This is a genomic window from Pantoea sp. X-Soil-YNGN-785 (assembly GCF_059730585.1).
The window spans coordinates 2,097,132-2,111,976 of sequence record NZ_AP035942.1; the positions used below are offsets into that span (position 1 = coordinate 2,097,132).

At 54.5% G+C, this 14,845-nt stretch carries 15 protein-coding genes; 7 read left to right on the top strand and 8 right to left on the bottom strand.

Going from position 1 to position 14,845, the window contains the following annotated elements:
• Positions 1–482 precede the first annotated feature (482 nt).
• Entirely contained in the window at positions 483–740 is a 258-nt protein-coding gene (locus AC6I8E_RS09760) for a hypothetical protein (RefSeq protein ID WP_497823930.1), read from the top strand.
• Between the two features lie 142 nt (positions 741–882).
• Entirely contained in the window at positions 883–1,818 is a 936-nt protein-coding gene (gene ttcA / locus AC6I8E_RS09765; RefSeq protein WP_013357969.1) for a tRNA 2-thiocytidine(32) synthetase TtcA, read from the top strand.
• Between the two features lie 44 nt (positions 1,819–1,862).
• Here ttcA and ynaL read toward each other — a convergent pair whose 3' ends face one another.
• The 3 genes from ynaL to AC6I8E_RS09780 all read right to left on the bottom strand — a co-directional run bounded on the left by ynaL (position 1,863) and on the right by AC6I8E_RS09780 (position 5,032).
• Entirely contained in the window at positions 1,863–2,009 is a 147-nt protein-coding gene (ynaL, locus tag AC6I8E_RS09770) for a proline-rich small protein YnaL (protein WP_010244632.1), read from the bottom strand.
• A gap of 301 nt (positions 2,010–2,310) precedes the next feature.
• Entirely contained in the window at positions 2,311–3,294 is a 984-nt protein-coding gene (gene zntB / locus AC6I8E_RS09775) for a zinc transporter ZntB (RefSeq protein WP_013357970.1), read from the bottom strand.
• A gap of 118 nt (positions 3,295–3,412) precedes the next feature.
• Complete coding sequence (locus AC6I8E_RS09780) at positions 3,413–5,032, bottom strand: peptide ABC transporter substrate-binding protein (RefSeq protein ID WP_497824700.1); 1,620 nt, start codon at positions 5,030–5,032, stop codon at positions 3,413–3,415.
• Between the two features lie 152 nt (positions 5,033–5,184).
• Between AC6I8E_RS09780 and mpaA the strand changes: the two genes are divergently transcribed.
• Positions 5,185–5,892 (top strand): murein tripeptide amidase MpaA, encoded by a 708-nt coding sequence (gene mpaA, locus AC6I8E_RS09785; RefSeq protein ID WP_033783201.1) that lies wholly within the window; start codon positions 5,185–5,187, stop codon positions 5,890–5,892.
• On the opposite strand, the gene ycjG is transcribed toward mpaA, so the two are convergent.
• Positions 5,867–6,850, bottom strand: coding sequence for an L-Ala-D/L-Glu epimerase (gene ycjG, locus AC6I8E_RS09790; RefSeq protein WP_497823931.1), 984 nt, complete (start codon positions 6,848–6,850; stop codon positions 5,867–5,869). The two genes, mpaA and ycjG, sit on opposite strands and share 26 nt — an antisense overlap.
• Before the next feature lie 146 nt (positions 6,851–6,996).
• Here ycjG and tpx point away from each other — a divergent pair, with 146 nt between their 5' ends.
• Positions 6,997–7,500 carry a thiol peroxidase gene (gene tpx, locus AC6I8E_RS09795; RefSeq protein ID WP_013357974.1) on the top strand — a complete coding sequence of 168 codons (504 nt, stop codon included), beginning with the start codon at positions 6,997–6,999 and terminating at the stop codon, positions 7,498–7,500.
• 49 nt (positions 7,501–7,549) lie between these two features.
• Here the strand turns inward: tpx and tyrR are convergent, their stop codons facing one another.
• A complete protein-coding gene (tyrR, locus tag AC6I8E_RS09800) occupies positions 7,550–9,115 on the bottom strand; it encodes a transcriptional regulator TyrR (protein ID WP_013357975.1) in 1,566 nt (521 codons plus the stop codon).
• Positions 9,116–9,344: 229 nt separating this feature from the next.
• On the opposite strand from tyrR, the gene AC6I8E_RS09805 reads away from it, so the two are divergent.
• The 3 genes from AC6I8E_RS09805 to AC6I8E_RS09815 are packed head-to-tail and all read left to right on the top strand — an operon-like array spanning position 9,345 to position 12,120.
• Positions 9,345–9,701 (top strand): GtrA family protein, encoded by a 357-nt coding sequence (locus AC6I8E_RS09805; protein ID WP_033783203.1) that lies wholly within the window; start codon positions 9,345–9,347, stop codon positions 9,699–9,701.
• Complete coding sequence (locus tag AC6I8E_RS09810) at positions 9,701–10,651, top strand: glycosyltransferase family 2 protein (RefSeq protein ID WP_013357977.1); 951 nt, start codon at positions 9,701–9,703, stop codon at positions 10,649–10,651. The genes AC6I8E_RS09805 and AC6I8E_RS09810 overlap by 1 nt, the downstream gene beginning before the upstream one ends.
• Before the next feature lie 47 nt (positions 10,652–10,698).
• Positions 10,699–12,120 (top strand): hypothetical protein, encoded by a 1,422-nt coding sequence (locus tag AC6I8E_RS09815; protein ID WP_497823932.1) that lies wholly within the window; start codon positions 10,699–10,701, stop codon positions 12,118–12,120.
• Between the two features lie 39 nt (positions 12,121–12,159).
• On the opposite strand, the gene AC6I8E_RS09820 is transcribed toward AC6I8E_RS09815, so the two are convergent.
• Genes AC6I8E_RS09820 through pspD form a run of 3 tightly spaced genes read right to left on the bottom strand, consistent with a single transcriptional unit; the run spans position 12,160 to position 14,844 of the window.
• Complete coding sequence (locus tag AC6I8E_RS09820; protein ID WP_195858051.1) at positions 12,160–13,221, bottom strand: YcjF family protein; 1,062 nt, start codon at positions 13,219–13,221, stop codon at positions 12,160–12,162.
• A complete protein-coding gene (locus tag AC6I8E_RS09825; protein ID WP_497823933.1) occupies positions 13,218–14,615 on the bottom strand; it encodes a YcjX family GTP-binding protein in 1,398 nt (465 codons plus the stop codon). Before AC6I8E_RS09825 ends, AC6I8E_RS09820 begins: the two co-directional genes overlap by 4 nt.
• Entirely contained in the window at positions 14,596–14,844 is a 249-nt protein-coding gene (gene pspD / locus AC6I8E_RS09830; RefSeq protein WP_003853796.1) for a phage shock protein PspD, read from the bottom strand. Before pspD ends, AC6I8E_RS09825 begins: the two co-directional genes overlap by 20 nt.
• Between the last annotated feature and the right edge of the window lies 1 nt (position 14,845).

Genomic DNA, 14,845 nt, shown 5'->3' on the forward strand with positions numbered 1-14,845 from the left:
AACCTACAGGTCAATGTAAGAGAGTCTGTGTAAACGCATATAAGCATAAATGTAAACGACCGCGCTCACGCAGTCTGCTTATCGGATGTCATGAACATCCCTGATTTTACTGGAAAGTCATTTTTTATTGCGCGCCACAGGAATTATAAAACTATCGTTTTTAATGAGATACACAACACGTCAGTACGTCTGAATTTATTATTATAAACCCGACGGGTCAACGCACATTCAACAGAGCCTGTTTTTAAGATTATCACCTGAAAAATGAAAGCAGCGATTAATATCCGACTCACTGTGAATTTAATGAAAACATTTCTTTTGATGTGCATCAAATCAGACCGATACAATCCGGAATGCATTTAGGCCTGATTGAGTTATAGCAGCGCATGTTGTGCTTTTTATTAATCCGGTAGTACTGATGAAAATTTTCTTAATTATCTCTGTCATTTTTATGACCGCAGGTTGTGCAGTAAAAAGAGAGCATGCGCGGACTGATGCTTACCCGTCATCACCGCCATCCTGTTCAACGCACAGTGATGAAATTGATTGTCAGTGGAAAGATGTGCCCGTCAGCTGACATCGCGCAGCTGATCGCTTTCCGTGTTACCTCAGCCCGCCGGTTTGCTCACGACGAAGCAAAACCCGCCCTCTTAGCTTGCGCTCTTTCGCAGTACCGCATTCCGGCAATCATCGTCCTGACGGGAAAGCGGCCTGTGACTCTGACGGCGATTATCCGCTGATTACTTCACTCCAGTACTGGCATTCGCGGCAACAATCCGTACCATACGCTGCATATTCGTGACATCACAGTGAAGTGACCGGCTGGGCGCGCGCATCAATAGGCCCTTTAGCGACGCTTTCTGGTTTTTGAGATAGGTAAAAATGCAAGATAATCAAACGGTTGACAAGAAAGAACAGTACAACCTGAATAAACTGCAGAAGCGTTTGCGTCGTAATGTCGGCGAAGCCATTGCAGATTTTAATATGATTGAAGAAGGCGACCGCATCATGGTCTGCCTGTCGGGCGGAAAAGACAGCTACACCATGCTGGAAATTTTGCGCAGTCTGCAAAAAAGCGCACCGGTAAACTTCAGCCTGATTGCCGTCAACCTGGACCAAAAACAGCCGGGCTTCCCTGAGCATATCCTGCCGCAATATCTTGAGTCACAGGGTGTTGAGTACCGGATTGTCGAAGAAGATACCTACTCCATCGTCAAAGATAAGGTTCCGGAAGGCAAAACGACCTGCTCACTCTGCTCGCGCCTGCGCCGTGGCATTCTCTATCGTGTCGCGACAGAACTCGGTTGCACAAAAATTGCGCTGGGCCACCATCGCGATGACATCCTGCAGACGCTGTTCCTGAACATGTTCTACGGTGGAAAACTGAAAGGCATGCCGCCAAAACTGATGAGCGACGATGGCAAGCAGATTGTGATCCGTCCACTGGCCTACTGCCGTGAGAAAGATATCATTCGTTTCTCCGAAGCACGTCAGTTCCCGATTATTCCGTGCAACCTTTGCGGTTCTCAGCCGAACCTGCAGCGTCAGGTGGTAGCCGATATGCTGCGTGACTGGGATAAGCGCTATCCTGGCCGTATCGAAACCATGTTCAGCGCGATGCAAAACGTGGTGCCGTCGCACCTGGCCGATGTCAGTCTGTTCGATTTTAAAGGCATCAAACATGGCGATGCCGTCGTTGATGGCGGCGATCTCGCCTTTGACCGGCAAACGCTGCCAGCACAGCCTGTGGGCTGGCGGGTTGATGAAGACGATGCACCCGATATCAGCGCGCGTCTGGATGTACTACAGATTAAATAAGTGCGGGAAAGTTTAAGGGCGTGCTGCAGGCAGCACGCCCTTTTTTATATGTTTCGATGAGGCGGAGGATCCATTATCGGCGGAAATTCCGGATCGGTTGGTGGATCAGGCTGCGGTTGCGGCTGGGGAATGGGTTCAGGAATCGGGATTGGATCCGTGGGGATCGGCTCGCTGTTAAGAATCGCGCTCATGCCGTACTCCTTTTCTTGCGAATGGAGTTTAAGCTTAGATAAGGAACGGCGTTACAGCCAGGCAGACAAAAAAAAGCCGGCACACTGGCCGGCATGTTTCGAATTAAATGTGCTATGCAATAATTCTAAATATGGAAGTAAGACAATATGGAGCGCAACGCCCATCGCTTGACGTTGCATTCACCTGCGGGAGAGAGTTTGCGTCAGCTGCGGCAACGGGTTCTTGATGTCGATCAGCTTTTGCTCGCTTAACGGGATTTTCAGCCCCTATATCGGCATTACCGCATTACCCTTTGGCGCATCAGAGCCAGCGCCGTTTACGCAGATAGCCCGCCACCCCTACTGCCAGCGCCACCAGCAGCAGACAGAAGATTGAAAACCCATATTTCCATTCACCGCCCGGAATGCCGCCAAGGTTGACGCCAAACAGGCCGGTCAGGAACGTGGCGGGCAGAAAGATCATCGCCATCAGTGACATGGTATAGGTGCGGCGGTTCATCGATTCCGCCATCGCAGAGGCGACCTCATCAGCCAGAATCGCGGTGCGCGCCACGCCTGCATCCAGATCGTCCAGCCCGCGTCCCAGACGGTCGGCAATTTCCTGCATCCGGCGGCGTTCGCTATCATCCATCCAGGCCAGTTTTTCACTGGCCAGCCTGGCATAGACATCGCGCTGAGGTGCCATATAACGTCGCATCACAATCAGTTGCTTGCGCAGCAGGCCCAGCTCGCCGCGCGCGGGCATCCGCTGATCAAGCAGCGCATCTTCCAGCTCAATGATTTTGTCATGTAACTCTTCGATAAATTCGCTGGTGTGATCGGTCAGCGCATCACAGACATCCACCAGCCAGCTGCCGCAGTCAATCGGGCCATTGCCGTTTTGCAAATCGGTGAGCACTTCATCGACGGCAGAGACTTTGCGCCGCCGGGTCGAGACGATGAGCTTATCGTTGATAAAGACCCGCATGACCACCAGCTGGTCGCGACGTGCATCGCTATTGTGGTTGACGCTGCGCAGTACGATCATAAACCCGTCGCCCAGTCGGCTGACGCGAGGACGCATGCTGTCGCCTGCTAAGGCGTCACGCACCGTATCGGGGATTTGTGGCGTTGACTGCAGCCATTCGGCGCTCTTGCGATGGGTATAGTTGAGATGCAGCCAGCAGGGCTGCTCACACTGGATGACTTCATCTTCAGCAATCGGGATCATCCCACCCTTGCCATCCAGCTGGCAGGAAATGATGGCATCTGAAACCTGTAATGCTTTTCCTTCAATAACGTCCACACCGTCCCCTCTCTACTGAAATCAATACGATACAGTCTAGCGTGACGGCGTTGAGTTGCAATCTCCGGGCTGTGTAGAAAGATGTCAGCCGATGGCCGGAAAACCGGCCATGACAGGCTTAGTGCTTTTCAATCCAGAGTTCACGGCTGTAGGCGACGTCTTCAGGATTGGTGATGGGATAGCCTTTGACCCAGGGTTTAATCAGTCGGCCATTGGTGTACTGATAGATAGGGGCAATGGGTGTCTGTTCAGCCAGGATCTGCTCCGCCCGGTTGTAGTCGCTGTTGCGCGCCTGGTCATTGGTCTCTTTGCTGGCTTTGGCGATGACCGCATCATAATCCGCGTTGCTGAAACGCGAAATATTACTGCTGTTGCCTGAGGTCAGCAGATTCAGGAAGGTAGAGGGCTCATTGTAGTCACCCACCCACGAAGCACGGATTACATCAAAGTTCCCGCTATTACGGCTGTCGATATAGGTTTTCCACTCCTGATTCTCCAGCGTGACATCCACCCCGAGGTTCTTTTTCCACATTGAGGCCACGGCTATCGCAATCTTCTGATGGCTTTCAGAGGTGTTGTAGAGCAACTTGAGTTTCAATGGCTTGCCAGGGCCATATCCGGCTGATGTCAGCAGTGCTTTCGCCTGCGCGTTCAGGGTGTTCTGATCGTGCTGCTGCATGAAAGTGGGCAACGGCTTAAAGCCTGCTGTCACATCTGGCGTTAAGTGCCACGCCGGCTTCTCACCGGTGCCCAGCACTTTTTCAGCAATGACTTTACGGTCAATAGACCATGACAGCGCTTTACGAACCCGCACATCGGCAGTCGGTCCCTTCTGCGTATTAAAGGCATAATAATAGGTACCTAACTGGTCAGGTGTGTAGACCTCTCCCGGCAACGTTTTTTTCAGCATCGCATACATATTCTTAGGGAAGGATTCGGTGATATCGACATCATTCGCGCGATAGCGCTTGGTGGCGCTCGACTCTTCATTGATCGGGACAAAGGTCACTTTTGTCAGCACCGAATGTGCATCATCCCAGTAGTCCGGATTACGGATCAGGACGATTTTTTCATTTACCACCCGCTCGCTGAGCTGATAGGCACCGTTGCCCACCAGTTTGCCGGGTGACGTCCAGCTGTCGCCCTCCTGCGCAATCGTCTTCTGAGGAACCGGGAAGAGCGCCACGTTAGCCACCAGCGCCGGGAACCACGGCACCGGACGATCCAGCGTCACTTTCAGCTGCGTTTTACCCTGAGCGATCACACCCAGCTTATCGGGCGTCATTTCGCCTTTGGTAATCGCTGCCGCATTTTCAATGCCGCTTAAGCCCGCGAACCAGGCAAAGGGTGAACTGTTTTTTGGATCGACCAGGCGCTGCCAGCTGTAGACAAAATCCTGCGCAGTCACCGGATCGCCGTTTGACCAGCGCGCGTTATTGCGCAGGGTGAAGACCCAGGTTTTATTGTCGTTACTGCTCCAGCTCTGTGCCACGCCCGGCACAATCTTGCCCTGTGCATCCTGATTGGTCAGGCCTTCAAACAGATCGCGAATCACCTGAATTTCCGGCAGTCCCACTGCTTTAAGCGGATCAAGTGAAGCGGGTTCATCTTTAATGTGGCGAACGATCTGCTGCTGTTCAGCCAGCTGTGCGGCAGCGGGTGGATTCGCCGCGATAGCGGGTGTGATAACACTGCTCAGACTGATTGCTGCCAGCGTCATACGAAAGGTCTTAACCATCATCACTCCTTTACCCCAAAGAAGTGCTGCATCAGTCTGTTGCTGATACAGCTTGTGCAGGGCACTTTAGCGCAAATGGCTGACAGATAAATAGCTATTTTCCGCGCACGGCTTTTCCGCTACTTTGAGTAAAACCCTTTGAGGAAATGAGTATGTCACCACTCCATCCGCGACCCCTGCGGGGCAAACTTGACGTTCCCTATCAGCAGTATGGCCGCTCTGTGCTGGGCGCACCGCTGCTGTGGTTTCCGGCTCCGCTCGGCGATCCCGACAGCGGTCTGATCCTGGCCGGCACCCATGGTGATGAGAATGCGGCCATCGCGACGCTCTCCGCCGCATTACGCACGCTGCCCGACGGCATGCGTCGGCACCATGTGGTATTAGCGGTGAATCCGGATGGCTGTCAGCTTGGGCTGCGCGCTAACGCAAATGGCGTCGATCTCAACCGTAACTTCCCGGCAGCAAACTGGCAGTCAGGCGAGACGGTGTATCGCTGGAACAGCGCGGCCGATGCGCGTGATGTGGCGCTCTCAACCGGCACGCATCCGGGCTCTGAACCGGAAACCCAGGCGCTCTGTGCCCTGATTCATCAGCTTAAGCCGCGCTGGATCGTCTCATGGCATGAACCGCTGGGCTGCATTGACGATCCGCATCAGGTGGAGATTGGCGGCTGGCTGGCCAGCCACACCGGCCTTCCCCGCGTCAGCAGCGTCGGCTATGACACGCCAGGCTCATTCGGCAGCTGGTGTCACGATCTCAGTCTGCCCTGCGTCACCGCTGAAATGCCGGTGATTTCTGTGGATGAAGCCACAGAGACTTACCTTGAGATGATGGTCAACCTGCTGCGCTGGCAGCAATAATCAGCTGACCGTTGCGCACGTTGATCGCCGGTTCTGCATCGACCGCCAGCCAGGTTGGCCCGTCGAGATCGGCGAAGCGGGTCTGCGGCACCAGCGGCAGCGCAGCGCGTATCGCCCGCGAGGTACAAAGCATGCAGCCCAGCATCACCGTAAAACCCTGCTGCTGAGCCGCATCGGCCAGCGCCAGCGCCTCGGTCAGCCCGCCCGTTTTATCCAGCTTAATGTTGACCATCTCATAGCGGCCTCGTAGTGCCACCAGGCTTTCGCGGGTATGACAGCTCTCATCCGCGCAGATCGGTAACGGATGGATAAAGTTCTCCAGTGCCGCATCCTCATCCGCGGGCAGAGGCTGCTCGAGCATCGCCACATTGATATCGGCCAGCAGCTGACAGCGTGCCGCCAGGCCTTCGGCGTGCCATGACTCATTCGCATCTACAATCAGCGTCGCGTCCGGCACGGCGGCGCGGATCGCCATCAGCCGTTCGGTGATGAAATTATCGTCCAGCTTAACCTTCAGCAGCGTTGCACCATGCTGCCACAGCGCCAGTGCGCTGCTGGCCATCGCCTCCGGAGTATCGATACTGACGGTCTGTGCGGTGACCACATCCTCAGGCGCGCTAACGCCGCTAAGCTGCCAGAGGCTGCTCTGCTGCTGATGTGCGGCTAAATCCCACAGGGCGCTGTCAATCGCGTTGCGTGCAGCACCAGCAGGCAGCGCCTGTTGCAGCGCTTCGCGCGTCATGCCCTGTTGCAGCGCGGGCAGCAGCGTGGCGATTTGCGCCAGCACCGAGGCTTCGCTTTCACCGTAGCGCGCATAAGGCGTCGCTTCTCCGACGCCTTTGACGCCGTCTTCCTCAATTTCAACCACCACCACTTTGACTTCGGTTCGCGTTCCACGGGCAATGACAAACGGCGTATGCAATGGCCAGGCTTCGGGATAACTTTTTACCGTTCTCATTTCCACTCCACAATGCAGGATGCAGTGGCAGACCGCCACGTTAAATTCAACAATTGAACTCGTAAACCCTTAACATTTATGTCATAAACAACGGCTATCTTTAGCCGTTTTGTATTGGATATTTTTTCTCATCAAAAGGAATCACTATGTCTCAGACTGTTCATTTTCAGGGTAACGCCGTACCGGTTGCTGGTCAGTTTCCTCAGGCTGGCGATAAAGCCAAAGCTTTCACGCTGGTCGCTAAAAACCTGGTCAACGTTGCGCTCTCTGAGTATGCAGGAAAACGCAAAATTCTGAACATTTTCCCGAGTGTTGATACCGGCGTCTGTGCTTCATCAGTGCGCAAATTCAATCAGGCCGCGAGCGAACTGAATAATACGGTGGTGCTGTGTATTTCTGCGGATTTGCCGTTTGCCCAGTCACGTTTCTGTGGCGCAGAAAACCTGAGCAACGTAGTCACCCTGTCGACGCTGCGCGGCTCAGAGTTTAAATATGATTATGGCGTGGAAATTGCCGATGGTGCGCTGGAAGGTCTGACTGCTCGTGCGGTGATCGTGCTGGATGAGAACGATAAAGTGATCTACAGCCAGCTGGTGGATGAAATCACCACTGAGCCTGACTACGACGCTGCACTGGCCGCGCTGAAGTAATAAAAAAAGCGGATAACCCGGTTATCCGCTTTCACCTTCTGTTTGCCGCTTATTCGCTTTCGTTGCGCTTCTGCCCCAGACCATATTCCCGCAGCTTATTGGCAATCGCGGTGTGCGACACCCCCAGCCGTTTTGCCAGCTTTCGGGTGCTGGGATAAGAGAGATAGAGCCGCGTCAGAATCGAGCGTTCGAAACGGCTGGTGATCTGATCCAGTGTGCCTTCCAGGGCTTCATCGCCGAGTGACACATCCAGCGCCTGTTCAGGCAACACGATATCCTGCGGACGCAGTTCGTATCCTTCCAGCTGAGTTAACGCCCTGTACAGCGCGTTTTTCAACTGACGCACGTTGCCAGGCCAGGCATAGCGGGTCAGAAACGCGTTGAGCTGTGGCGAGAGACGCGGACGCGCCATCCCCTGCTCATCCGCAAAGCGGGCCACAAACATCTCGGTCAGCGGCAGAATGTCCTGTGGACGGTCGCGCAACGGTGGCAGTTGCAGCGTCAGCACATTGAGACGGTAGAAGAGATCCTCGCGGAACTCCCCGCGCTGCACCAGTTCAATCAGGTTCTTCTGCGTGGCGCAGATCACGCGCACATTGACATGCACTTCATGCTCTTCACCGACGCGACGGAAAGTACCGTCATTCAGAAAACGCAGCAGCTTGGTCTGCATTCTTGGCGACATCTCGCCAATCTCATCCAGCAGAACCGATCCGCCATTGGCCTGCTCGAAAAAGCCTTTCTTGCCTTCCAGCGCATTCGGATAAGCGCCGGCAGCATGTCCAAACAGCTCGCTTTCCGCCACGTCGTCGGGCAGAGAGGCACAGTTCAGCGCCAGGAAAGGATTTTTCCCACGCGCACTGCGCAAATGGCAGGCACGTGCCAGCATATCTTTCCCGGTGCCGGTGTCGCCAACAATCAGCAGCGGCGCATCGAGCATTGCCAGTTTGCGCGCCTGATCGACGACCTGACGCATCTTCGGCGTGACGGCAATGATATGGTCAAACTCCGATTCGTCGGTGACCACCAGATTCTGCAACTGGCGGCCCATGCGGGCTGTCGACTTCAGCATTACCATCGCCCCAACCGGCCTGTCACTCTGGCCCTCTTCACCCGGCAGATAGATAGGACGCGCTTCCATCAGAAAATCACGCCCCTCAATGACGACATGCTGGGCCTGCGCCTCAACCCGATCGCTCTCCAGCCAGCGCTGGAAATTAAAGCCATTAATCAGATGACCGGCGCTAAAGTTGCGCATCTTCTCTTCATCGAGATTAAACAGGTTCTGAGCGGCCGGATTGGCCAGCTCAACCTTGCTTTTCAGGTCAATGGAGAAAACCGGATCCGGCATCGCCACCAGCAGCGCACTCAGCGCGCGATGCTCCCGTTCAGAGGGCATGTACGTCACCGTGCGCACATCTGTTACGCCGGGTGTACGGCGGATTTCCGCCATCAGATTACTGAAGGCGTCAAATTCCAGTGCAGAAAAGTTCAGGTAGATGCGGCCCAGCGCCGTAATTTCGATACCGCGTAAATCAATGTTGCGTGCCACCAGCAGGTCAAGCAGTTCACGCGTCAGACCGATACGGTCCTGACAGAACACTTCCAGACGCATTGCGTTCGCCTTAATCAGGTTCAGATAAAACAATAATACGCTATGTGGCGCACCTGCAGAAAGGTATCTGTCAGGAAATGTTGACAGTTACCGCGCATATGGTGGACTTTTGTACGGACCTGCTGTCGACTGTCATTGCCGGTTGAATGTCAGTCTTTGTCAGCAGCGGACTGTTGATTGCGGGCTAACCAGGGTATATTTTTCACAACTGATTAGAATTGATTATAAAATGCTGACTTTCTTCGCAAAATATCTGACTGTGGGTATGGTTAATACCCTGATTCACTGGGTGACCTTTTTCATCGCCCTGAGCCTGGGTCTCATGCAGTCGACCGCTAACCTGATTGCATTTTGCATGGCCGTCACCTTCTCTTTCTTTGTGAATGCGCGCTGGACCTTTAAACAGCAGGCGACCGCGTGGCGTTATATTCTTTACGTCGTTTTTATGGGTGCGATGGCATTCAGCGTGGGTTATCTGGCCGATCGATTAGGCCTCTATCCGATTATTACCCTTGTCATCTCATCAGCTATCAGCCTGGTGTGTGGCTTTCTTTTTTCCCGCTTTATCGTCTTCAAGGGAGAATAATGAAAATCTCTTTGGTGGTGCCGGTATTTAATGAAGAGGAGGTTATCCCTCTTTTTTATGATGCGGTCAGAAAATATGAAGCGCTGGCAGAGTGGCAGGTTGAGATTGTTTTTATCGATGATGGCAGCACAGACGCAACCTATAAACTGATATCCCAGCTAAGCCAGCGCGATCCGCTGGTGCGCAGTCTGTCGTTTATTCGTAATTTCGGCAAGGAACCGGCGCTGTTTGCCGGCCTGGAAGCCGCCACCGGCGATGCCGTGATCCCGATTGATGTGGATTTGCAGGATCCGATCACGATTATTCCCGACATGATCCGTAAATGGCAGGCAGGCGCTGATGTCGTGTTAGCCAGGCGGATTGACAGGCGTGCCGATGGCCACCTCAAACGTAAAACAGCGCACTGGTTTTATAAACTGCACAACAGCATCAGCGATCCGCAGATAGAGGAGAACGTCGGTGATTTCCGGCTAATGTCGCGTGAAGTGGTTGAGAACATTAAGCTGCTGCCCGAGAAGAATCTCTTTATGAAGGGCATTCTGAGCTGGGTCGGCGGACAGACGGACATCGTGGAATATGTGCGCACTGAGCGGATCGCAGGCCGCAGTAAATTCGGCGGCTGGAAGCTATGGAATCTTGCGCTGGAGGGACTGACCTCATTCTCTACCGTTCCGCTACGCATCTGGTCATATCTGGGCTTTCTGGTGGCCTCGCTGGCCTTCCTGTATGGACTCTGGATGATCGTGGATAAACTGCTGTTTGGTAATCCGGTGCCGGGTTACCCCTCTATTCTGGTTTCGGTGCTGTTTCTCGGTGGGGTGCAGCTTATTGGCATTGGCGTGTTGGGTGAATATATTGGCCGCATCTATATAGAAACCAAAAACCGGCCTCGCTATATTTTGCGAAAATCCGTGACGACCAGACTAAACCCGCCTCAGAACACGGATTAAACTGCCCGTTCAGGCGCAGAGAAGATGGCCAGATTAAAAAAGGATGAATGATGTTCGCCACTGATACCGGACTGACACGTCGTAAGGTTTTTTTACTTATTGCGGTAGTTTTTCTGATTGCTTACAGCCCCGCTTATCTAACCCATTACGCCTATACCGATGACTGGACGAATCTCTACTGGGCTAACTTTGACAGGCTGAGTATTTTAAACTGGGACACGTTATCCGGCAGGCCAATGTATGGGATCATTCAGTACAGCGCCTCATTTCTGGTGGAGAGCGTAGAAAAGCTGGCACTGCTGCGTTCAGTCGCGATTGTTCTGCTCATTTTAACCGGTTATTACATCTATACCCTGTGTCAGAAAGAGGGGCTGCTGGAGAATCAGGCTCAGCGAATTACCTTTGCATTATTGCTTTGTCTGCTCCCTTCATTTCAGGTTTACGTTGCATGGGCATCCTGTTTCCCCTATATCGCTGCGATTTTACTGGCGGGTGCCAGCTACCGTTTGTCGATTAAACCGGGCATCCCCGCCCGCCTGTTAGCATTCTGCCTGCTGACCATCGCATTCTGTCTTTATCAACCGGCTGCGATGAGCTTTACCTTCTTTGCTGCGCTGCACCTCTGCTTTTCCGCGCGAAAAATTGATAAGAAACAGGCGCTCATCTCACTGATGGTGCTGGGTGCAGGCATGTTTGCAGCGCTAATCGCCTCGAAGGTGCTGCCTGTCCAGCTTTATGGTCATATACTGCCACGCTCAGCATTCAGCTACGACATCCTGGTTAAGCTGAAATGGTTTTTTACCGAATACCTGAAGAACGTGATCTGCAATTTTGACCTTGGCGCAAAAACGGTATCGGTGATCATCTCTTCGATCATTATTGGTTTTGGCCTGAAGAAAATTAAAGCCGCGGGCAACGACAAATTTTATCTGATTTTTGTCTTACTGCTGATTGCCGCACTGCCTAATCTGATAGTCAGTGAAAGCATGGCCGCTTACCGGACATTGATTGCCGGTGCGCTGATAACCACCAGCGCATTTATTCTCGGCCTGTTTGAAATCAGCAAAAAGTTAAAATGGAAAAAGCCATTCTATGCGCTGCTGGTGATAGTGGCTGGCTCGCTGACGATAAGCCATCTGATCAACGGTTACTCAGTTCCGGCTCGCAAAGAGTTTGCCCTGCTCGATCAGGCGATCATTCAGCAGGTTCCGAAAGATTTCAATGGCGCACTCTATTATCGCCTGACCGGAGAGTATTTGCCGAAGGTTGCGACGTTACGAAAATATGATGATTTCGGTGGGCTTGGGCTGAGCATGTCATGGACATTCGCCGGAATGGCACATTTTATCCGGGAGAAAAACGGAATGGCCTTTACGCTGCCAGCGAATCCGGTGATCACCGATGAAGCGGCGTGTCCGGGTGAATGCCTGACTATTGATTCGAGGCAGGTCCTGCGCCAGCTACACTAAAAAAAGGCGGCCAGGCCGCCTTTATCATCCAACAGAGATTCAGGCTGACTTATTGCCGCCCTTCTGCAGCGCCTCTTTCATCTGCCCCAGCAGTTCACGACGAAAGTCGCCGAGCCTTGGCTTATCCTGCTCCAGCCAGGGCAACGGACGGCAAAGCTCCATCGCTTTAATACCCAGTCTGGCGGTTAATAAACCTGCACCAATACCCTGCGCGGCCCGCGTGGAAAGCCGGGCGGCGATATCCTGCGACATCCAGTCCATACCCACTTCCCGCACCAGTTCAGACGCCCCGGCAAAGGCCATATTAAGCAGCACCAGACGGAATAGCCGGATGCGGCTGAAGTAGCCCAGCTCGATGCCATAGATTGCCGCGATACGGTTGACCAGCCGCAGATTACGCCAGGCGATAAACGCCATATCCACCAGCGCCAGCGGGCTGACCGCAATCATCAATGTGGCTTCCGCTGCATGACGGCTGATCTCGCGTCGCGCCTGGCGATCCAGCACTGGCTGCACCAGTTGGGCATATAAGCGAACGATTTCACTGTCATTGTGGGTTTCATGCAGCGAGGCATGCCAGCGCTGCAGGGCCGGATGCGCCTGATCCAGCTCCGCCTGCTGCGCCAGCTTTTCGCAGAATGCGCGGCCTTTGCCGATGCCATGACTGTGCAGCAGCTCGCGGCCCACATCCCGCTCTTCCGCGCGCTGACGCAACTGATAGAGGCGACGCCACTCGGTGGTCAGCGCGCCCACGCCCGCCAGCACAATCAGGCCACCTGCCACGCCGCTGCCCAGCGAAAACCAGTCGCGGGCCAGCCAGGCATCGTGCGTCCACTGTACACCCTGTGCAATCACGCTGACGCCAAACAGCAGCGCGCCTGCCGTCACCATTTTGCGCCACAGACTGCGCTTTGGCTTCAGCGCGGCTTCCACCGCCCGTTCACCTGCGCCCTCCTCTTCGACGGCGGCATCCTCATCCTGCACCGCCAGAAATGCAGCCTGCGCTTCGGCTTCAAAGGTCTGCGCCGGGCGCAGCGGCGTCGTGTTGCTCTCATCCAGCGGACGGGCAAAATCGATACGCGGCTTCAGCGGATCGCTCATCGCAATTTATCTCCCAATAAAAATTCCAGCGCGGCATCCATGCGGATATGCGGCAGCGGACGATCAACGTCGAGCTGCTGCGGCCGGAACTGTTCAAACTGAAAGCCCTGCTGCTGCCAGAAGGCATTACCGGGCAGGCGCGGCGGCACTTCGCCGGGATAGACGGTGAGCGGCTCGCCATCGATCAGACGATGACCGCGCAGGGCCGGGATTTTCTCGCCACGGTGATCGACCAGCCCGCTCTGCGTCGCCTGCACCGACGCCAGCCCGATGCAGTCCATACTGATGCCTTCAAACGCCGCGTTTTGCCAGGCATCCTGCACCAGTTGCTGCAGCAGGGAGACCATGTTGCCATGCTGATCGCTGGTAATGTGGTCCGCCTTGGTAGCGGCAAACAGTAATTTGTCGATCACCGGTGAGAACAGCCTGCGGAACAGAGTGCGCTGACCGTAATGAAAACTCTGCATCAGTTGCGTAAGTGCCAGCCGCATATCGTTAAACGCCTGGGGACCGCTATTCAGCGGCTGCAGGCAGTCAACCAGCACAATCTGGCGATCAAACCGCAGGAAGTGATTCTTATAGAAGCCTTTCACCACATGCTGGCAATAGTAGTTAAAACGCTGCTGCAGCATGCTGAAGTTACTGCCCTTGTCCGCCTGCGCCAGCTTAGTCAGTTGCGCCTCATCAGACGTCGGCCAGGGGAAGAACTGCAGTGCGGGCGCGCCTGCCATATCACCGGGCAGCACGAAGCGGCCGGGCTGAATAAAGTGTAAGCCTTCCGTTTTACAGCGATGCAGGTAGTCGGTCCAGGCGGCAGCAATTTCCGCCAGCTGGCTTTCATCTGCGGGGGCAAGCGGGTCGAGTTTTTCACAGAGTGCGCGCCACAGCTTAGCCCACTCAGCGCGATCGCCCTGCAGCAGACCGTTCATCTGTCGGGACCAGGCGAGGTAGTCCTGCGCCAGCATCGGCAGATCAAGCAGCCATTCGCCAGGATAGTCGACAATCTCAAGATAGAGCGTCGCCGTCTCTTTCAGGTGGCGCAACAGGGAATCATTGGGCCGGTAGCGCAGCGCCAGACGCATTTCGCTGACGCCGCGGGTTGGCGTGGGCCAGGCAGGCGGCGTGCTGTAGAGCTGAGCCAGGCCTTCGTCGTAGGTAAAACGCGCCGTGCCCATGTCACGCTGTGGCACCCGTTTTACCCCCAACAGGCGTTCATCCCGCACAACGGAAAACAGCGGCAAACGTGCGCCGCTGTGAACCGTTAAAAGCTGATTAACCAGTGAGGTTATAAAGGCGGTTTTACCGCTGCGGCTTAAGCCGGTTACCGCCAGCCGCAGGTGGCGATCGACGCCACGGTTCATCAACGCCACTAATTCAGTTTGCAGTCTTTTCATCGTTCTCCCTGATGAAGCGCGAAGCCACCCGGTTCATTACGCGTTTCAGCAGTGGCTCCAGTGCCACAGCCAGCAACAGACGTAACGGGCGTCGCGCTACCGATTTCACCGCCCAGCCAGTGACACCAGCGGGACCGTAGGTAACAGCATTGATAATGATGAATTTAGCCGCCGACTTCAATGCAGGTGCCGCGCGGTGACGAAAAGCAGTGGATCGCGAAAAAGACATT